Genomic DNA, 20,547 nt, shown 5'->3' on the forward strand with positions numbered 1-20,547 from the left:
CCTCCTATTCTTTGATGGAACCGGCTGCCAGACCGGCCACAAAATATTTTTGCAGTCCAATAAATATAATATAGATCGGCAGCGAAGCCAGGATAGCGGAAGCCATGACTCTGGACCAATCAGAAGGTCCCATCGTCACGGTAACAAAATTTGACACCACTCCTACCGGTATCGTCCGCAGAGAATCGTTATTGATAAATACCATGGCGAACAAATATTCATTCCAACAGAGCAGAAAAGTAAACATGGCGGCGGAGATCAACCCCGGAGAGGCAAGCGGCAATATGATTCTCCAAAACGCTCCAAAAACACCGGTCCCATCGATCAGGGCCGCATCTTCCATATTTGCCGGCAGCCCTGCAAAAAATCCCTTTAACATCCAAAGGCAGAACGGCAGTGCAAATGTCATATAAGAAAGAATCAATCCCAGATAGCTGTCCTGCATATGGAATTTGGTGATGAATTGAAACAGGGGGATCAGCAGCAGGATGGAAGGTACCAGATAGGTCACCAGCACCATTTGGCTCAATGCATTCCTTCCGCAAAAGCGCAGTCTCCCCAGGCTGTAGCCGCCCATCGTTGATACTACCAGGGTCAGCACTGTGGTAATCGTTGATATCACCAGGCTGTTCCAATAATAGATCCGGTAATTCCTGGTACTTAGGATATCCAGATAATGCTTAAACGTAATTTTTTTGGGGATCAGCCAGGACAGATCCACAGACAGAAACGACTCCGACGGCGAGATGGACGCGATAAAGATCCAGTAAATTGGAAAAATAATTAATATCAGAAGAAATACCAGTAATAATATTTTCAACCACTTCGTCACTCTTTTTCTGTTCATCTCACATTTCACCGTCCTTTGAGAGCGCCTTGAAATAAAACAGGGAGAATATCCCAAGTACAATAAATAGTATGACTCCCAGCGCGGAAGCCCTTCCCATCGAATAGGACTCAAATCCCTGCTGATAGATCATGATCGGTATGGTCATGGTGGAATCGAGCGGTCCTCCTCCGGTCAGCAGCTGGACAAAATCAAAGAACTTGAAGGTCCAGATAATTCTGAGCAGGATGGCAATTATGATTATACTTTTCATACTCGGGACCGTCACATTCCAAAATTCCTGCCACCTGCTGGCTCCATCCACTCTCGCCGCCTCCTGCAGTTGCTCCGGAACCATCTGCAGCCCGGACAGAAAAATCATAATCATCCATGGTAGGTCTTTCCAGATATGAGCGATGATGACGACGATCAACGCTGTTCCCGGCTGGTTCAGCCAGGGAATCCCCTCGCTCAGAATGTGCAGCTCTTTTAATATAATATTGACCATGCCATTTTCGGCATCCACCATCCAGCTCCAGGCAAAGGCAGCCACGAAGGTCGGAGTAGCCCAGGGAAGGATAAAGAGTCCCCTCACCATCGCGCGCAGCCGAAATTTCATATTCAACAAGAGTGCAATCACCATACCCAGTACGGTCTGGAACAATACGTTGCAAACCGTCAGGATCGTACTGTTGCATAGAGATTTCCAGAACACCGGCTGCCGGAACAGATACAGAAAATTTTTCAGCCCAATGAATTCGGCCTCACTGCGGGCCCCCAGCGATTTTTTCATAAAAGCCCATACAAAACTGGTGATCAGGGGATATAAAACGATAAACAGGATAATCAGTAAAGAGGGAAGCAACAGGATGATTCCCAGGCGTGCCCGCCTTCGTTCCAACGAAAACTTCTTCTCTTTTCCTTTTTTTCTATTCAAGCTCTCACCTCTATTTTCGAGTCCCCGTTTGTCAGCGGGGACTCTATTCGTAATCTTACTGATTATCGACATCATCGATAATTGCGTTCATTTTTTCTTCCGCCCATGAGCAGATCTTCTCGGGTGTATCTTTATTTAATATGAGCATATCCAGCATGTCGTTGTAAATATAGCTGGAAACAATGAAGCTGGAGTATTTGTTAGCTCCCCGTTCCATGCCCATTACGATGCCGTTTTTCCCTGCGTCCATAGCGACCTTGAAGATGTCGGCAAAAGGGGCGACCCGCTCCGAGCTCCAGTAGGTGTCTCCCTGTGTCGCAGTTTTATTTGCGGGGATATGTCCCAGCACAGAGCTTTTCGCGAATTCCATATAAACATCCGGTTCGTTCATATATTTTATCAGTTCTTTTGTGGCTGCCAGCCGGTCCGGATCCGTAGAGGACACGGCGAATCCATAGAAGCCGGTGATCGCCTGATAATCCCCTTTATTCTGCGGTATCGGGAATGCCCCGTACAGATCAAGTTTGTCCTCGTTCGCTATCGTCCCGGCAAATGAAACCGAATCGATATGATGAGCCACACCGCCCTGGATTGCGATCAGCCTCACATCCGCCTGGGATTTGCCGTAGGAGCCGTTGGGGATCAAATCATACATCTTCTGTAAATACTGGAGTGTCTCCACGGTGTTCGAAGAATTGACCACCACTTCCTGATTCTCGTTCAACAAAGCGGAATCGTTGACGGACATAAAGTTTACCATGGTATACGGTTCTCCCTTGCCGGCCAGCATATCGAAGCCGCTCACATCCGGTTCCTTATCCTGAATAGTTTTGGCATTCTGATACAGTTCGTCCCATGTCCCGGGAATCTCCAGATTATATTTCTCATATAAATCTTTTCTGTAAAAGACTACATGCGGAAAATAGGCGATAGGAACCAGGTAGGACTTATCACCGGTGCTGGTCCCCTTCAGGAAGGACTCTTCAAACTTATCCCGGCCTATGTCATCCAGAATATCATCTAACGGTGCCAAAGATCCCTGGCTGGCCCAAGATACGATAAATTTGTCAGAACCATACATAAAATCCGGAGCGCTGCCCGCAGCGACACTGGCCTGGAATTTGGTATCAATATCATTCCAGGGAACCATGACCCGTTCAATCTTTATATTGGGATGCCGCTCGGTGAAACCGTCAAATACAGCCTGTGTAGCTGCCTGCCATTCTTCTCTGGTATCGTTGTCCCAGAACTGCAGCGTGATCTCTTTATCTTCCCATCCTGTGCCATCCTGTTCCAGGTTCTGTCCCTCTTCCTGCTGCGTATCCTCCTGCTGTACCGGACTTTTTGTCTCCTCATTCATTCCGGCATCCTTGTCCTGTCCCGAAGAACATCCCGCCAATGAAGACGCGCAGAGAATAAGCGCCATGGAACTCCCCAATACTTTTTGAACCCATCGATTCATACCTTTTCCTCCTTCTGGTAATTAATGGAATTTGTTTTCCGATTTTGCATTCACATTTCTGAATTCTCGGAATTGTTATTCTGTATTTAAATTATAATTTTTATATTTATAATTGTCAATATCAAATTTAGATTATTTATTCTCAAATTTTGAGAATAATGTTGCATTAAATTAAATGTTATGATAAAATTACGATAATCGAAAGAGCTACGGAGGAATCAAGCATGAATACAACTGATCTCAAAAAAGATAATGTGAATTTGGATACCGCCCCAAAGACTTCCTATGCCCCCAAAACCATCGGAAAGGTTTTGGCCGTCCTGGAATGTTTCTCGCTGGAACAGCCGGAATTGACTGCCGAACAGATAAAAGAAAAACTGGGACTTAGCACCAGCACGCTGTACCGCTATCTTCTATCCATGGAAGAAGAAGGGTATCTGTTGAAAAACACGGTAACCGGCAGGTATACCCTTGGCCTGCACATTATCGAGCTGGCCGGTATCGCTCTTAGTCAGATGGATCTTAGGCGTCATGGCCAGATCGAGCTGGATCAACTCTCCTTAGAGATTGGCTTGAACACAAATCTGGGGGTACTTTATCAGGGTGATATCTTCCACATCGCCTTTTCGATCCCCCATGAAGTAGATAAAATGTATGCTGTACTGGGCCGGCGTACTGCCGCCCATGTCACTGCCATGGGAAAGGCGGTATATGCGAATATGCCGCAGGAAGTGGTCCGCGGCATCATTACCCAGTACGGCTGGCGTCCCTGCACAAAAAAATCGATTACAAATTTTCAGGACCTATTCGAAGAATTAAAAAAGACTAATCAGCGGGGATACAGTCTGGACTGTGAAGAAAACTCCGTCGGCAGCTGGTGTATCGGGGCGCCGGTGTTCAAATCGGGCGGCGAGGTGGTGGGAGCGCTTAGCGCAACCGGAACCACCGAATATATGAAACAGAATCTGGGCACAGTCTCCAGAGCGGTCATGGAGCAGGCGTCACATCTATCCTCAAAGCTTGGATATATTGGCAGTTATTTTCAGAAATAGGCCTGATACAACGTTTTCAAAATTCAAATAAGGCGTTACCGTTCTGGTTGCCGCAGAACTGTAACGCCGATAGCCTATGTATAAATTCCATAAAAAATGCCCCTCCCAAGCAACAAGTTCCATTGTTTCCCTTGACTGCCTGGAATGGGGCATATCCGCATTAATCTATACTTCTTATATTCTTATAATTAATTCATAACACTGCTCAATAACTACTATCTGGTTATTGGGCAGTGTTATTTTGTATATCCCCTATATCCCAAACACATCATGCATCTCCGCCTCAGACATCGCCCGCCCGCTTTTCTTCCCTGCATTTTTCAGCATCGCATTCATGCGGCTGGTCACGGAACGATGGATCAGATCCTGAATATCCACCCCGCGCAATACAAAGAACAGCAGCGGATCCGCATCCAGTCTTGCGCCCACGCCATAGAGGACGGCGGCCACATGCTTGCACATATAGGCATAATCCGGGCAGGAACAGGAAAAATGTATCTCCTTAGGGGAGGGAAACATTCCGTACTTTCTCTCCGTGAACAGGATCTCCAGCTCCTTGGGAAACTTCCCCTCCACAAGCTTTTCCACAGAATCAATGCGATGATTGCACAGCTTCACTACCTGTGACCAGCGTTTTTCGTCCAGCATGTCGATATCCACCGTAACCTGATAGGGCTTGGAGCGGCTGCCCTGAACCAGGGCCTCCACACATCCTTCACCCATACTAAGATCCAGCACCGCATGATTACGCACATAACTCTTTCCCCTGGAAATACGGTTGGCATAATCCGCGTAGCTTTCCAGATTCCGGTTCCATGCTTTGCCCCACCAGCTGCGGGCGATCGTATTTCCCTCGATCAGCACCGGCGCCAGATCCGGATTTTTCTTTTTCAGCTTCGCGATCTGCCGGTCTGCCTTGGCCCTCTTTTCTGCCACGGAGACATAAGGAGCGTATCCATAATAACTCATGCCCGCTCACCTCCCAGTCTGATCAGGTTCAGCAGCTCTTCATTGTCAAGCTCCGTAATCCACTGTTCTCCCGCCGATCCCAGGATATCGCCGGCCATCTTCTGTTTTTCCTCTATCATGGCGTCGATCTTCTCCTCTATGGTTCCCTGGGTCACGAATTTGTGGACGATCACATTCTTCTTCTGGCCGATCCTAAAAGCTCTGTCTGTGGCCTGGTTCTCTACCGCGGGATTCCACCAGCGGTCAAAATGCACCACATGGTTCGCGGCGGTCAGATTCAGCCCCACGCCGCCGGCTTTCAGGGAAAGTACCATAAAGGGGACGTACTCCTCCCCGTTAAACTGTTCGACCATCTCACTTCTCTTCTTTACCGGTGTCCCGCCGTGAAGGATCAGACCCTTTCTGTGAAAAATCGATTCCAGGAATTCCGCCAGCGGTTCCGTCATCTCCTTGAATTGGGTAAATACCAGCACCCGCTCCCGCTTTTCGTAAATAGTCTGACAGATCCGCTCCAGGCATTCGAATTTTCCGCTGTTTTCCTTCTTATACTCTTCCAGGCCCAGGTATTGATCCGGGTGGTTGCAGATCTGCTTAAATTTCATGATGCCGGCCAGCACCAGCCCTTTCCGTTCTATTCCCTCCGCATCAGCCAGCTTTTTCTCGATCTCTTTTACCAGCTTACCATAGAGACCGATCTGTTTTTTCGACAGTCCCGCATATTCCTTTACCTCCACCTTTTCGGGCAGATCGGAAATAATAGAGCGGTCTGTCTTGAGTCTGCGCAGGATAAAAGGGGTAACCATTTTTTTCAGAGGCATAAATCCCACCCCGTCTGATTCCATCTCCTTCACCAGGTTTTGAAACTCTTTTACGGACCCTAAAAGACCTTTGTTCAGGAAATCAAAGAGGGACCACAGATCGCCCAGATTATTTTCAATAGGAGTCCCGGTCATAGCGACGCGAAGTCTGGACGGAATAGCTTTTACCGCTTTCGTCTGCTTTGCAGCCGCGTTTTTCACCGCCTGCGCCTCATCCAGTATCACGATATCCCATTTTTTCACAAGAAGTCCTTCCAGCCTCGGCACCATACCATATGTAGTGATGTACAAAAAAGCGGACTTCTCCTGTTCAAGCCCTGCGCCCGCCTGACTGCCGTGCAGAATCATGTAAGGCATCTCCGGCGCAAAACGCTCGATTTCCTTCTGCCAGTTACCGATCAGGGAAGCCGGAATCACCAGAAGCGCTTGTCCTGCACAACGCAGCCGGTACTGTTCCAGCCAAGCGATCACCTGTACCGTCTTACCAAGTCCCATATCGTCCGCCAGACAGGCTCCCAGCTCCAGCTCCGACATCATATTGAGCCAGCGGTATCCCTCCTCCTGGTACGTCCTCAGATCTGCATGGAAGGTCGGGGCCAGCGGAACCGGATCGATGGACGCCGGCTGCACCAGCATTTCCCGGATCTTTTTCAGCCATTTTCCGTTTGTCACCGTAACGGGGATCTCGCCTTTTTCCATATTTTCCGGCGCAGCGTTTAATTCCAATCGCATCGCTTCCGCCAGGGAAAGGGTTCCGTCTTTTGCCAGTTCTTTGGCTTTCTGCAATGCCTCCAACGCGGCTTCCAGTTTCTTTTTGTTGATCTCCACCCATTTTCCCTTGTAAAGGACCAACCCCTCGGCCATGGCCAGAAATTCCCGCAGCTGTTTTTCCGTAAGCTTCTCCCCATCGATCATCAAAGATGGAGAAAAGTCCACCATGGCATCCAGACCCACCAACGACTGTTTTTTAGCCCCCACAGTGAGGGACAGGCCGATCGCATTCGTATGCCGTCTCCACCAGTCCGGAACACGGCACATGATTCCGGCTTCTTCATAGATGGGGATCTCCGACAAAAACGTATAGGCTTCCTGCGCCGTAAACCGAAGCGGGGAAAATAGCTCTCCGCTCTCCATCAGATCTCCGATCAAAGAGCTTGCGTCCGCAGCCTTCGCCACCGCGGACAGCAGCGACAAAAGCTTCTTCTGGTCATCTTTAAACTCAAGCAGCGCATTTTTTAACGGGGTATGAATCGCCTTCCTGCTTTTTGCCGGCTTAGTGGAGTAGGTCGCCATAAAGGCAAACGGGTAGTCCTCCTGATGGCTCTCCACCAGATGAAAAAACACCCTCCCCGCCACACTGATGCTGGAATTATGTTCAGCAAAATAGGCCGCCGCCGTACCGTCATACTCACGGATCTGTTCCCGATAGCATTGGAAAAGCTTCTGCCAGATATTCCGGATCCAGGCTTCATCCACGAACTCTGCACCGCTCACAAAAGGCAACGCCTCTAAAAGCGCAGCCGCCTCTTCCGGAGATAATTCCACCTCCAGTTCTTCACGCTCCACTTCTACCTCCGGGCTTGATGAAATCCGCCGGATCAAATATTCCGCTATATGATGAAGATACCATATAGAAGGTCTCATCCAGTCTTCCGCAAGCAGATAGCCCATCTGATAGAGTCCCGTCCACGGATCGTCCGTTAAGCTTTCGAACCAAACCTGCTGTTCGTCTCTTTTCTGTTCGCCCTGTAGTTGACCATGCCGATCTACACTGTTCACGATCTCCTGTTTTCTGCCTCTTTTACCCGGCACCTCGATCAACTCGATCTGAAAACCTGCCGGCGTATAGAAAGCTTCCAAGGCCATATTGACTTTTGCTCCGTCTGTTTTGTTCAATTTATGCCTCCTACACATATACTCCTTTTTCGCTAAGTATAAACCTGATTTCAGATATATACAATCGCTTTTATCGCTGTCGGTTTCCACTACATTTTACGGTGGCTTTTATTCCGCCGCTTACGCTTCCTGTCATCCATTAATTCTATGGAAATGTATAGCTGATTCCGGCTAATGTCCGGGTTTCCGGGAATCCCCGGGAGTGGTCATATCCCTTTGTATATACACTGTCGGAAGCTTTATCTGTTCATTCACTACGCTTTTTCGGCGAATCTATCCGACAGCAGCGAAATGTAACTCTCCCCCGACCAGACCGCCTGCATAAACTGTACTCCACCCCATCTTCCAACCGGATTCCCGGCCTCATCCCCTCGCATCCATCATTCACTAATTGTGTCATTTTATGCAAAATCCAACCACGAATCTGCGCAATAAAATTTAATCATTTCCCATATTGACACATAACGTGTTCTATAGTATTATAATCGTACATATGTTCGATTTTCATTTTTTACCACCAACCCTAATCAGAAAATCGAATACCGAAAAGGAGCCATCTATGAGAATCAGAAAAAAAGGAGATAAACACAATGAAAAATCACACGGAAAATATCCATACAAACACCCCCAACCGTTATACCGGATTTCCCCCGGCTAATCTGACCGACGAGTCCTGGCAGGCCATGTTCCGCGATCTCAAAAATCAGATCCACTCTTCTAAATATACCAAACTGTATGGCGGCAGTGCCCATTTCCGCATCAGCGGCCAGTTAAGCCTGCCGGAAACCGGCGACACCCAGTTCCAGCATTACAAGCTTTACATCAACGATGTGCTCCGGCAGATCCGGAAAGGCAATATCGAATACTGCTATTACATATACCAGATCTGCGATCTCTTAAAATTCGAGCACGACGCATTGAAAACCAGGTATGACCCGGCCGGCCGTTATTTTGAAGTCTGGCTCTAAGCCTCATATCCTGCGAAGCCCAAGGGCAAATCGTAATCATTATAAGAAATAAAGGAGGCCGACACATCCATGCATGCGCCAAAATCTTATTCTGTCAGAAAATTTCCACTCAAACTGTTGATCGACCATCAATACCATTTAGAACTCACCCCCAGGGAGGAACAACTCTATCTCGTTAAGCAGCAGGACAACCAACTCTTCCGGCTGATCCGCAGTATCACCGGAAACAGCGGGGAATTCCAGCCCTGTCTGGTCTTCGTAAACTGCAAAGGCGGCAAGTCCTACGAAAGCGAGCTGTTCACCCTCATCCGGGTCGGTCTCTGGCTGGGCGGGCGCCATTATGTGATCAGCGAGCGCTCCGCATCCATGACCCGCTCCGGCATCTTAAGCTTTATCGACGAGACCATCGGAGAGGAAGTCAACCGGAGGATCACCATGGAGATCCACATGGAACATACGGTGCTGTCCAAATACTACGCCTACCGTGGTCTGCTCCTAAGCTCCTGTCACTGTCTGGAGAACTGGTATCCGAAGATTGTCATAGTCCCGGACTATGAGCGGGTCATCCCGGCTCAAAAGATCCGTTTCGCGGTGGATCAAAAGATCTGCTTCACCGACAAAAACGGCGCCGAAAGGGACTGGGTGCAAAAAGAGATCGCACAGGACACCGTGGACGTACGGATCAATGTATTCGACGGCAGCGGTATCCATCATCCCGCGATCACCGCCAGGGTCCGGGAGCTGACCGGCAGCCGGACAGCTCCCACCACCATTCTCTGGCGCGCCCCCTACATCAAGGGAGTGACCCACGAGATGGATTACGAGACATTTTACCGGGAGCGGGGCGTTGACCGGATCACCGATGTCTGGGGGCGGGAGCACGACTTCTCCCAGCCCATGATTCTCATGACCGAATCCATGTACAAAGGGAAAAAATATTTCGAACAGCATAAGGACTATACCGACTGGGAGCGGTACTGGGAATGCTTCCGCAAATTTGGCCACTGCATCGGAGTAGCGAAATGGAACTACTCCGTGGAAGAGGAACCTCTCTACACCAGAGCCAATTATCAGATTCTGCAGGATCTGAATCTGTCCTATCAGGACTTCGCCTCCCTGGCCCGGTACTCCATCGGGTGGGCGGAACGCATCGTAAGCGGCGATCCCCTTACCGCCTGCTGCTTTCTCGGTCTGTTCGCGGATACCCCGGAAGAATCCTTAAACGACTATACCAGGGCCGTCCTGAAAAACAGTGAAATGTTAAAGGAAGACGGTGTGCGCAGCTACCTGATCTCCCTGCTCCGTAAATACCGGGACGACTTCAAATGCGGCAAGCTGTTCCTAAAATCCGCCTTCAAGTTCCTGACCGCGGACCCTATCCTGCTGATGGAACACATCGGCGGGCTGGAACCAACCGGGGCTCTTCAGGCCGATGAGTTCTATTCCTTTGATATCCACGGACCGTACCGTGGAAAGCGGCTGATCGAACGCAATCCGCATATCTGCCGCTCTGAACACGTGATCCTGAACGCGGTCACCAACGATCTGCTGGACCGGTATTGCAGCCACCTATCCAACACCTGCATCATCAACGGAAAAAGCATTACCCCCCAGCGCTTAAACGGCGCGGACTTCGACGGCGATCTGGTCCTGGTCGTCGATGAGCCTGTGATGCTAAAAGGCGTAGATCCCGACATCCCCATCGTCATGGACATGGAAGATAAGGCCACCGCCATGGAGGAACCCGACACCCCGGAGGGGCGGGCCCTGATGATCATGCGCACCATGAACAATATCATCGGCGAGACCAGCAACTGCGCAACCGTATATCACAACAAAATGCCCAGGACACCGGAACAGAAGGCCGTCTACGAGTCCTATATCGACCTGTTGAGCATCATCAACGGTAAGGCGATCGATTATGCCAAAACCGGCATGCTGTATCAGATTCCCAGGAATATCGCCAAATACGGCCATACGCTCCCCTACTTCATGAAGTACGCCGGCCCCTATTATAGTAGTCTGAAAGAATTCTCCCGTTCCCAAAGCAACCTGAACCGCCTGTGCTTGGAGTTGGAAAAATGGGACAAGACGCTCCGGTTCGCAAAACCCTGCGCGCAGTTCGATTACCGGATCATGCTGGATCCGGATATTACCGTTCCGGCCGGTACCTTTGAGGCCGTGGAACAGATTTATCTGGACTTCTGCCGGGAGATGGGCGAACTGGGCCGTGAGCAGTCCATGATCCGCAATTATGATAAATACAAAGATGAGCTGGACGGCCGGATAACCCGCAAGGACGCGCAGGCCTTCCTGATCAACTGGCAGTTCTATTATGATAAATACAGGAACGCCTGCAAAGAGGTCTGCCCGGATGCCAAGCTGCTGGCCAACATTGCCGTGCTCCTGTGTTATGAGAAATATCCGAAAAAGAATAAGAAATTCATCTGGCGGGTGGCCGCCGATGGCCTTCTTGAGAATATACGCGCCCGGGACGGACTGTTTCCGCTGCTGGATGAGCAGGGGCAGATTGATCCAAAAGGCCCATCCCCCATACCTGTCTGCGAGGAGAACGACGCGGATAGAGAAACTTACGAATACCTCGGGAAGCGCTACCGGTTGTCCCCCTATCTGGAGGCAAGCCAAAACCAAACTGACAATTCAAACCATTTAACAATCAATCAAGCGGAGGAAGTAATCTATGATCGATGAGAAACAAGAAGCATTGGACTATCTGGATGGAAAGCATATCATGGCGGATAACATGTACCGGACCTGCGTAATGCTGGCGCGCTATTATAAGGACGAGGGGTTCGGACACGCTAAGATCCGAAGCTCCATCTTTGATTGGGCAAACCGTTACCACCTGTACATCCGGCATGACCTGAACGCCATCATCACCTATGTGATGAGTTCGCCGATGCCGCTGGTGGCAAATACAGTCAAAATCAACCAAAGGGACCGGGAGTTCATAAGCCGCATCACGGACAACCCCAAGACACAGTTAATCGCGCTGGCCATGCTGTGCTATGCCAAGGTTTACGCAGATAAGCAGAAGGAATTCCATATTTCCTGCGTATCCCTGGGGGCCTGGATCGGCATACACCGCTCACAGATAAAGCGGCGGTATATCCGGGAGCTGATCGATTTCGGTTACCTGGAGGAGCTTGAAAAACCCCGGAACAATTATACCTGGGCCAATCCCCAGTCTACCCGGTACCGCATTCTCGCGCCGGTCCACAATAGCGGCGATTACAAGCTGGTGCGAAATGACATCTATAAACTGTACAGGGAAGTCTTCTCCGGCTGTTTATGAATACTAGAAATGAGGGCCTGAAAAATGTGAACCTCCGATGTGCAGACCCGATGTGCGAATCTATGCACAGGCCAATGTGCGAATCCGGCCATTCCAGTATCGAACACATCTCTTAGTATCGACACATCTCTTTCACAGGCAACTCAGGATAAACCATCTCTGTTAGCAGGACCGCAGCATCAGACCGCAACATCAGACGACGCCTTACCTGATCCCGGATGCCGTGGTCCTGCTGTCTATGTATCCGGAACGGCCTTTCCCGGCTGTTTATGAATACTAGAAATGAGGGTCGGAAAAATGTGAACCTCCGATGTGCGTCTCCCGGTGTGCGTTTCCGGCGCAGCGAGGTTCGAACATATGTTCCGTCCAATTTATCAGCTGTTCCCACCAAAAAACATAATTTTATCAACGGGATCTCTTTTATCCAACAAGTCAGATACGGCTTCCGGCAGCTCTTCGGAAAATATCCGCAACGTCTCTTCACCAACCGGATCAATTACAGCGGGATGGCGGAATCCGAAGAGTTGCCGGAAGCCGTATCAAATACAAACCAGAAAGTGAGTGAAGCCATATCATACCGATTACCCAAGCCGAATGCTTTTATCTTAGAAGCCGCGGCATCTTCTGTCCGATGTCAAACAAAACGCACAAGTACAAGAAATATTACATGATCGAGAACAAGAAGAACCGGAAACTGCTGGAAGAATACCGGCAGACCCATATGCTGATTCATCAGCAGGACTATTTTCACTAAATATCCGGCGCAATACAGAGCGCCGCTGGAGGTAATTATGAAAATCAACTGGAAAGTACGATTGAAAAACAAAACATTTGTTATCGCTTTTAGCACAGCCGTCGTGGCTTTTATCTATCAGCTTCTGGCGCTCCTGGGGATCACCCCGGCCGTGGCGCAGAATGATATCATAACTATTCTTTCGCTGCTCGTTAACATGCTGGCAGGCCTGGGCATTCTCATCGATCCCACCACGAAAGGGGTTCAGGATTCCGGCCGCGCCCTTACCTATGAAGAACCAAATTAAGGAGGCATACGCCAATGGCAATTTGTATGAATTTATCCGGTCTTAAAAGAGCCGTGGTCGACGAGATCCGGAATGACCCCACTGTGACAAAAGAGTTGGGGGATACTGCGACTTCCACCGACCTGTACGGGCAGTTTTTGTTTGATCACCAGAAGAATCCGTCCGCCTGGGATAAGCCGGCTACCTATCTGACGGTACAGCTGCACATTCCCAGAGCCAGCGAGGACAGGAAATGGCTGGTTCCGACTCTGGAACTGCAGATTATTTCCCATGAACAGCATTTAACGGACTCTTTGTCTGGTTCCGAACCGGATTTCCAAAACCGGAATGACTATCTGGCGGACCTGCTGACACAGAAGTTCCACGGCCGCAATGATCTGGGCAGCTTCAGCCCGCTGCTGCTGATATCCGACACGGAAGGCGTGTTGGAAAATAACTGTCTGTACCGCAAGCTGCAGTTTGAAACCAGCTGTCTGAACAGTTTTTGTGAGGACAGGGGGTAAGCGATTTGAAACCATCAGATTCTGTCCTCGGACGGACCGATGCCGCCGTGGATGAACTTTTGCTCTACCGGGGAGCCGACTATCTCCTCTCTGATCAGATTCTCATTCACCAGCCTACGCTGGACGAAATCTGTCTGTATGGGGAAAAAGAATACTATCAAATGGTCATCACTTTGACCAGCGCCCCCGCCGACCTGAAATGGCAGCTCTGGGACATGGGGATCGACTACACCAAAATCGATGAATTTCAGCTTTTTTACAGTTTTCTGTCCAAATACTACGGACGGGAACAGACCTCGATCTTGTTCGGGGACCTGGATCTGCAAAAATTCGAGCCTTATGTAAACAAAGAAAACCAGGAAGTCGTCATGTACGACAGCGCCGGCGAACTCATGATTGACGCACAGCTCTATCGGAAGATGACGCGATATCTCCGCCAGATGCACGGCCTGGTCAAGGATGAGAAGAAACCGGCCAATGAGACCACTAAGCAGATCCTGATCGAGGATGCCCGGGACGAGTATCTTCGCTATAAAGACAAAGAATACCACAGCCATCTGAGAAATATGATCTCCGCCATGGTTAACAGCGAAGGCTTCAAATACAACCTGGATCAAGTGTGGAATATGAAGATCTACGCCTTCATGGACAGCGTCCGGCGGATCGCGAAGATCAAGAATGCCGGTCTGCTGTTGGAAAGCGGCTACTCCGGTTTTGGGATCTCCCTGAAAGAAATCAATAAAAAGGAACTGGACTGGATGGGAGATCTGGATTAGATTATATGATCGACATAAGCCGTCTGCTGCCAGCGATTGGCACAGCCGGTTTATATATATCGGATGCCAAAAGGCCATCCAAATAAAAAACAAGGAGGAATTCAATATGGAATTCAATTTTAACCCCAATGAGTTAATTCTCGAAAGGATCAGAGCGGTAGAAGCCTACAATCCCGCCACAGATGAGTTAATCGGCAGACTGACCCAGATCGAAGAACCGGTTCTGGAGACATCCGCCACAGCCCTGGACGTCGTGGACGCCATGGGAACCCCGATTCATACGTTCTACAACGCGCAGCAGGGTAAATTCAGCGGAAGCAGTTCCCTGTTCTCCCTGGATCTGGCCGCCAGTCAGTTCGGCGCTGAGAAAGTAGTCGCCACATCTGATAAGAAAATCACGATGTATGCTTCCGAAACCATCACCATCGGTTCCGATGCAACCGTAGTCCTGAAACATGTACCCGTAGGGACCGCCGGAGCGGAAATCAAATATGTCAAAGTAATCAACGACAATAATACCTTCGGCGAAACCTTCGAAGTAGCCACTGCTGCCGGCGCCGGCAAGTTCACTCTGAACGCCGCCACAAAGACCATTACGTTACCGGAAGGAACTACCGGCCGCGTATTCGTAAACTACGCTTACGAGAGCGACAACGCCGTGTCCATCACCAAGACTACCGATGCAATTCCGGAAGTCCAGAAACTGCTGATTCATGCCATCTTCCACGATCCCTGTGACGCCAACCTGGTATACGCTGGTATTATCGTCTGCCCGAGAGCCCAGTTGGATCCTACGGCTATCAGCCTGTCCCTGAAGTCTGACGGAAAGCATCCGTTCTCTTACGCGCTGAAGAAACCTTACTGCGCAGATTCCGCCAAGCTGTTCGATATCCTGGTATCCAGAGATTAATCGGAAGTATTGGCAAATTTCACGAAGCGCCGGAATGTTCGAACGTGTGTATTTCGGCACTAAGGTAAATGAATTCCGGCCATTATAGCTGCCGGTAAAGAATGAATATAAAAGATAATTTACCCTTACCTGTATGCATGTAAATACATGCGCAAGGAGGATATATGGATTATATCAACGCGCACTGCGCGATCTGCGGAGCCGGATACCATGTCTGCCAGAGCTGCCTGGAAACCAGGCAGTTCAAACCCTGGCGGACAGTAACGGATACGGTCCGGCATTATAAAATCTATTCGATTCTGCACGACTATGAAATCCGCTCCACGGACCGCCAGGCGGCCCGGGACGCATTAGCGGACTGCGACCTTTCGGATCTAAACACCTACCTGCCGGAGATTCAGGCCGGAATCGAAGAGATTCTTCATTCATAATTTCGAATGCACACAGAGACGAACATTCGATTTTCATAAATGAGTTGTGGGTAACCGCTCTATATTGAATAGTGATTTTTCCTTTGTTTCGACGTGAACTGTACGGATCGCTATTCGCTTTTCGTACAGTTCATTTTTTACGAAAATATCGGCTTTTCGTCGGGATTTATCTGCGGATGCCTGACGGGTAATTATATTTTTGATAAGGAGTGAGCAGCCATAAAAGAATATTCGGAAATGTTCCGGCGGGACTATGAGATCGAGGACACGGTCCGGATCGTGAATACGAAGCAGGCGGGGATGTATATTAAGCATAATATTCCGCTTGTGGATCTGTTCTGGTCCAGGGATACGCTCGTATTTGTATTTAACCGTGAGGATACGAAAGAGGCTTATGAGCTTTGGTGCAGGCATGAGCTGTATTGATAGATAGTAAGGAAAGAGCCGGGAGAGTTTGATGCGGAGAAAATGTACCTTGCATTCTTTCTCCGCTTGGGAGACTGGTATTACACAGATGTTACCATTTGAGGTAAAATATGTCACTGGGAAGTTTTTTAGTGATGTGTACTCTGGGCTATGGGGCAGCACACGCTCCAGAAATATTATGAGCCCGTCTCTATCGGCGGGCTTGTGTGTCATTATGTTATGTCAGCATAAAATTGGTAGAATAACATTAATACATTTGTTAGAAATCACTGCCACAATTCCTGCAATGCCACTGTTTCCCTAGATTGTGAGATCCCAAGCCAAATAAATTAGCAGTAACCATTCTCTCACCAGTAGCACCAATCTTGCGCGTATTTTTGGAATGACAATAAATCGCAGAACAAAAAACCAAGTTTTAGACATTCTCAAATCAAATTATAAGGGAGGAATTTTTAATGAACGAAAGAAAATGAAGAACATTGTCAAAACTATGGATTATAATACCGTATACTGCTATCACCAGGATTATACGTGATTTGTCCCTCAGGAACTCGTGGAAAATAAGGACGGAGTGATGTGTACGAATTATTTTGAATAACAAGGACTTCCATAGTTAAATGACAGAATAAAGCATTGTGATAGATGCTCTCCCTTTCAAAATAACTTGCTATTCTTAGAATTTAATTTTAGGATATAACTTCTTAAAAATAAGTATTACAATTACGGCAATGCCATTTTTTACCGATCATCGGGGATCCCCCATCGAACAGTTGAAATGAAACCACTTTGTCTCCAAGACTGTTTTTTTCAATATAAGTCGATTGACATTTAGGACATTTAAGCGTTTTATTTGCTGCTCTTGCATATTCAGCGAGTTGGTCATGTAAATCAGGGTCAAAGTTTGGACTATTTTTTATAAGATTAATTACATTATACTTAATAGCCTCCTGTTCAATTAAAGGAAGCATATAATAATTTTTTGTTTTACAATTATATTCACTTAAATTACTATGACAACAAGGACAGATATCTTTCCCATTTTTATTCATTGAATACCAACCACACTTTGTACAATAATAGACCATGACATTGTTCATAGTATTCTCCTTATTTATTACTAAATAATATTCTATAACTAAATTTATTATAAACAATTTTTGAAAATAAGAATAGCCTGATATTAGAAAACTTGGATCCTACAAATAGTTTCTCTTCATAATAGCTACAGCGAAGCTGAATGTATAGTAAAAACTTTAAGAATTGTATTATACTGCCATTAAGCTTGTGCAATATTTGATCATATCATGTCTCATTTCTCAAATATATAGGATATCACTTATTTGTATATAAGAACTTTCAGCCTAATTATCAACATAGTGATTAATATTTATATCTCTTACTTAATATAATAATATTTAGTCTTCATTAACTTCAATGTGGCCATATTTATTATTAAATTCTTCTAAGTACTCTAGTAATTCATCTTCTGCTTTTACATTCCACTTACCTTTTTCAGGGTTTTCTACTGTACCTATATTATTATAAACATGTGTTCCTAAATCATCGTAGGCGATTTTATGAAACTTTGTGGCTACAATTATGATATAATTTTTTGTGATTATATCAGTATAGGCCGCTCCTGGCATACTAATTCTAGCATCATATAATATATTTTCCAATTGTTTAAAATTCTTTAACTCGTGATCGATACAAACTGGCGTATATATATTAATCTCTTCATAATCTGTAAATACATGATTATTGATATAATAGTTATATGAAATCCCCACAATTATTACTATAAATGCTATCAACGTAACTAAAACTATTTTTTGTTTTCTTTTCATAAATTCCCCCCCTTATTTCGTTAATTTATTATAACATATTTCTACCAAACTACAATATATCTTGAAACACAGCTCATCCCTCCATACCCCATTTAATTATATTCATTTTAGGCATAAGGGCTTAGAAGAAGGAAATTGAAATTTGTATTAAACTTTGAAAATAATGAAACTCATGACATCCACTTAGCTCTAGTTACAGTCAACCTTTTTATCTATTCAAAATAGACAACAATCTGGCATTTCGCTTCGGCGAAACCAGTTTATATAGATTGAATGTTTCAGACATTCTCAAACCAAATTACAAGGAGGAATTTTAATGAACAAAACAGAAATGAAGAACATTGTCAAAAATACGGATTACAATACCGTATACTGCTATCATCAGGATCATGCGGGATTTGTCCCGCAGGAACTCGTGGAAAATGCGGACTTTAGTGAACATTGTATTCCGGCCATTTGATTTTGCCACGCTGGCGGCAGTGTCGGAGAAGATTGCGGAAGTCGTCGTGCCGGAGGACGGCGGATATCATCCGGAGATCCGGGATCTGCTGGTGTTGTACTATGTGTTGAGTCTCTCTGCAAATGTGAAGCTTGGAGAGTTTGATGCGGAGGAAATGTACCGGTGCAGTCTTTCTCCGATTGGAAAACTGGTTCTTACACAGATGAATACCATTGGTTTCCTGCAGCGGCTGGAGGCTCTGTGCGATCAGAAGATCGAGTATAGGAAATCAATGGCGCTGAAGGGGAAAGATGGATTTGCACAGTTGATGGAGGCGCTGGTGGACCGGGCGAAGGCTGGGGATTTCAGCTGGATGCAGCAGGTTGGCGAAGCCGGACGGATTGGCAGCGGTAATGGGGCTGGAACTATCGTGGCTGACAACGCGGCCAAGGATGACAGAAAGGATTCTGAAAAGATGAGTCCTGATGTGGCTGTCGGATCGGATTCTAATGTGATGGATCGATTGGACGGGAAAGGTGTGGTGGCATAGAATGGGCTTGACTTTTATAGTCAGGCTCCATAACAGGTATTGTGAAGGTTATTCCGGTAGTTTGGAGGAGTGCCGGAATGACGAAAGGAGTGATTATATATGAGTGAAAATACAGATAACATGGTTACTGTTGGCCTGGATACTTCCAGGATCAGAGGTGACCTGAATGAAATACAGAATTATTTGAATCGGAATCCTGTAAAATTGAGTTATACATTGGATAAGAGTTCGCTGAAAAAAACGGTGGATCAGTTATCGGCACAGATTTCTAAGAATTTGAAAATTGAAAAGATTTCTGTGGATACGGGGAAGGTGAATAGTTCTGTTGGGGGAGCGCTAAAGAGTATTAAAGATATGACTTCAAGTTCCCTGAAATCAATGGTAGCAGGAATTGGCACCGGAGGTGTTACTTCACTTACCGATGCAATCACAAGCAGTGGTAGGGCCAAAATTTGCTGTTTTGCCCTTTCTTAATTAAATATGCCACTGGGAAGTTTAGCAGTGATGTGTACGAGCTGGTTGATTTATCATATTGTAAAACAGCAAGGACTTCCGTAGTTAAATGACAGAAATGGAACATGGTTGATCCCATGTTCTCCCATTCATAATTATGGGACGGGAATATCCGGCAAACCTTGGATACTAAATCATAATGGCAACCTTATGATGGCAATAGCGAAAGCTAACGGTATAGTAAAAATTCCATTGGTTTGGACAATCCGCAGCCGACAGTTCTTTATGAGAACTAGGTTCATCGAGTATCAGGGTCAGGTGGAATACTATTTTGTATTTCATCAAGGTGTACTCAGGGCTATGGGGCAGCACACGCTCTATAAAAATTATGAGCCCGTCTCTATCAGCGGGCTTGTGTGTCGTTATGTTATGACAGCATAAAATCGGTAGAATAACATTATACATTTGTTAGAAATCACTGCCACAATTCCTGCAATGCCACTGTTTCCCTAGATTCTGTGATCCCAAGCCAAATAAATTAGCAGTAACCATTCTCTCACCTGCACCGATCTTGCGCGTATTTTTGGAATGGCAATAAGGGCATTTTACTTCTACCTTATTTCTACACATTTTCCTTATGGACTCCTCATTATATCTTTTCTCTTCCTCTAATCTCCTATTACGTAATTTAAGATCAAAATCAGGACTATTTTCAATAATTTCTTGAACATATGAAAATAATCGCTTCTGTTCTTCTTTCGGAAGATCAAAAAATTCAATCGTTTGGCAATCATATTTTTTTAATATCGATTGGCAAAATGGACAAGTATCTCTACGTGGAACAGAAAACCATCCGCATTTTGTACAATAATAAATATAGTCGTTTAATTCTATCATATTTATCACTCTCCTTTTATTAATTATATCA

Annotated in this window: 22 protein-coding genes; 14 read left to right on the forward strand and 8 right to left on the reverse strand. The window is 46.7% G+C overall.

Going from position 1 to position 20,547, the window contains the following annotated elements:
- Positions 1-4: 4 nt before the first annotated feature.
- The 3 genes from KTH89_RS00760 to KTH89_RS00770 are packed head-to-tail and all read right to left on the reverse strand — an operon-like array spanning position 5 to position 3,225.
- Entirely contained in the window at positions 5-847 is an 843-nt protein-coding gene (locus KTH89_RS00760; protein WP_238720263.1) for a carbohydrate ABC transporter permease, read from the reverse strand.
- A 1-nt stretch (position 848) separates the two neighbouring features.
- Entirely contained in the window at positions 849-1,763 is a 915-nt protein-coding gene (locus KTH89_RS00765) for a carbohydrate ABC transporter permease (RefSeq protein WP_238720264.1), read from the reverse strand.
- A 55-nt stretch (positions 1,764-1,818) separates the two neighbouring features.
- Positions 1,819-3,225 (reverse strand): ABC transporter substrate-binding protein, encoded by a 1,407-nt coding sequence (locus KTH89_RS00770; protein WP_238720265.1) that lies wholly within the window; start codon positions 3,223-3,225, stop codon positions 1,819-1,821.
- Between the two features lie 224 nt (positions 3,226-3,449).
- On the opposite strand from KTH89_RS00770, the gene KTH89_RS00775 reads away from it, so the two are divergent.
- A complete protein-coding gene (locus KTH89_RS00775) occupies positions 3,450-4,277 on the forward strand; it encodes an IclR family transcriptional regulator (RefSeq protein WP_238720266.1) in 828 nt (275 codons plus the stop codon).
- A 252-nt stretch (positions 4,278-4,529) separates the two neighbouring features.
- Here the strand turns inward: KTH89_RS00775 and KTH89_RS00780 are convergent, their stop codons facing one another.
- Complete coding sequence (locus tag KTH89_RS00780) at positions 4,530-5,246, reverse strand: SWIM zinc finger family protein (protein WP_238720267.1); 717 nt, start codon at positions 5,244-5,246, stop codon at positions 4,530-4,532.
- On the reverse strand, positions 5,243-7,960 hold the full coding sequence (locus tag KTH89_RS00785) for a DEAD/DEAH box helicase (protein WP_238720268.1): 2,718 nt from the start codon (positions 7,958-7,960) through the stop codon (positions 5,243-5,245). Before KTH89_RS00785 ends, KTH89_RS00780 begins: the two co-directional genes overlap by 4 nt.
- 590 nt (positions 7,961-8,550) lie before the next feature.
- Between KTH89_RS00785 and KTH89_RS00790 the strand changes: the two genes are divergently transcribed.
- The 10 genes from KTH89_RS00790 (at position 8,551) to KTH89_RS00830 (ending at position 16,330) form a co-directional block, all read left to right on the forward strand.
- Positions 8,551-8,928, forward strand: a complete 378-nt coding sequence (locus KTH89_RS00790; protein WP_238720269.1) for a hypothetical protein — start codon at positions 8,551-8,553, stop codon at positions 8,926-8,928.
- 69 nt (positions 8,929-8,997) lie between these two features.
- A complete protein-coding gene (locus KTH89_RS00795; protein ID WP_238720270.1) occupies positions 8,998-11,640 on the forward strand; it encodes an RNA dependent RNA polymerase in 2,643 nt (880 codons plus the stop codon).
- On the forward strand, positions 11,630-12,244 hold the full coding sequence (locus KTH89_RS00800; RefSeq protein WP_158343416.1) for a hypothetical protein: 615 nt from the start codon (positions 11,630-11,632) through the stop codon (positions 12,242-12,244). The genes KTH89_RS00795 and KTH89_RS00800 overlap by 11 nt, the downstream gene beginning before the upstream one ends.
- Positions 12,245-12,875: 631 nt before the next feature.
- Positions 12,876-12,998, forward strand: coding sequence for a hypothetical protein (locus KTH89_RS24835; RefSeq protein ID WP_267287695.1), 123 nt, complete (start codon positions 12,876-12,878; stop codon positions 12,996-12,998).
- Positions 12,999-13,035: 37 nt separating this feature from the next.
- On the forward strand, positions 13,036-13,284 hold the full coding sequence (locus tag KTH89_RS00805) for a phage holin (RefSeq protein ID WP_238720271.1): 249 nt from the start codon (positions 13,036-13,038) through the stop codon (positions 13,282-13,284).
- 14 nt (positions 13,285-13,298) lie between these two features.
- Positions 13,299-13,787 carry a hypothetical protein gene (locus KTH89_RS00810; protein ID WP_238720272.1) on the forward strand — a complete coding sequence of 163 codons (489 nt, stop codon included), beginning with the start codon at positions 13,299-13,301 and terminating at the stop codon, positions 13,785-13,787.
- Positions 13,788-13,792: 5 nt separating this feature from the next.
- Positions 13,793-14,563 carry a hypothetical protein gene (locus tag KTH89_RS00815; RefSeq protein WP_238720273.1) on the forward strand — a complete coding sequence of 257 codons (771 nt, stop codon included), beginning with the start codon at positions 13,793-13,795 and terminating at the stop codon, positions 14,561-14,563.
- 106 nt (positions 14,564-14,669) lie between these two features.
- On the forward strand, positions 14,670-15,473 hold the full coding sequence (locus KTH89_RS00820) for a hypothetical protein (protein ID WP_158343423.1): 804 nt from the start codon (positions 14,670-14,672) through the stop codon (positions 15,471-15,473).
- Positions 15,474-15,637: 164 nt separating this feature from the next.
- A complete protein-coding gene (locus tag KTH89_RS00825; protein ID WP_238720274.1) occupies positions 15,638-15,904 on the forward strand; it encodes a hypothetical protein in 267 nt (88 codons plus the stop codon).
- Positions 15,905-16,141: 237 nt separating this feature from the next.
- Positions 16,142-16,330, forward strand: a complete 189-nt coding sequence (locus KTH89_RS00830) for a hypothetical protein (protein ID WP_238720275.1) — start codon at positions 16,142-16,144, stop codon at positions 16,328-16,330.
- 701 nt (positions 16,331-17,031) lie between these two features.
- Here the strand turns inward: KTH89_RS00830 and KTH89_RS00835 are convergent.
- Together KTH89_RS00835 and KTH89_RS00840 are read right to left on the reverse strand one after the other, a co-directional pair.
- Positions 17,032-17,427, reverse strand: coding sequence for a hypothetical protein (locus KTH89_RS00835; protein ID WP_238720276.1), 396 nt, complete (start codon positions 17,425-17,427; stop codon positions 17,032-17,034).
- A 318-nt stretch (positions 17,428-17,745) separates the two neighbouring features.
- Positions 17,746-18,177, reverse strand: coding sequence for a hypothetical protein (locus tag KTH89_RS00840; protein ID WP_238720277.1), 432 nt, complete (start codon positions 18,175-18,177; stop codon positions 17,746-17,748).
- Positions 18,178-18,493: 316 nt separating this feature from the next.
- On the opposite strand from KTH89_RS00840, the gene KTH89_RS00845 reads away from it, so the two are divergent.
- From KTH89_RS00845 to KTH89_RS00855, 3 genes are all read left to right on the forward strand, one after another.
- The gene (locus KTH89_RS00845) at positions 18,494-18,637 is read left to right on the forward strand and encodes a hypothetical protein (RefSeq protein ID WP_238720278.1); all 144 of its coding nucleotides are present in this window, start codon (positions 18,494-18,496) and stop codon (positions 18,635-18,637) included.
- A complete protein-coding gene (locus tag KTH89_RS00850; protein WP_238720279.1) occupies positions 18,600-19,166 on the forward strand; it encodes a hypothetical protein in 567 nt (188 codons plus the stop codon). The genes KTH89_RS00845 and KTH89_RS00850 overlap by 38 nt, the downstream gene beginning before the upstream one ends.
- 99 nt (positions 19,167-19,265) lie before the next feature.
- A complete protein-coding gene (locus KTH89_RS00855) occupies positions 19,266-19,640 on the forward strand; it encodes a hypothetical protein (RefSeq protein ID WP_238720280.1) in 375 nt (124 codons plus the stop codon).
- Between the two features lie 447 nt (positions 19,641-20,087).
- Here KTH89_RS00855 and KTH89_RS00860 read toward each other — a convergent pair whose 3' ends face one another.
- Complete coding sequence (locus KTH89_RS00860; RefSeq protein WP_158343450.1) at positions 20,088-20,516, reverse strand: hypothetical protein; 429 nt, start codon at positions 20,514-20,516, stop codon at positions 20,088-20,090.
- Positions 20,517-20,547 lie beyond the last annotated feature (31 nt).

It is taken from the genome of Diplocloster agilis (assembly GCF_019042275.1).
GTDB classification, from domain to species: Bacteria; Bacillota; Clostridia; order Lachnospirales; family Lachnospiraceae; genus Diplocloster; species Diplocloster agilis.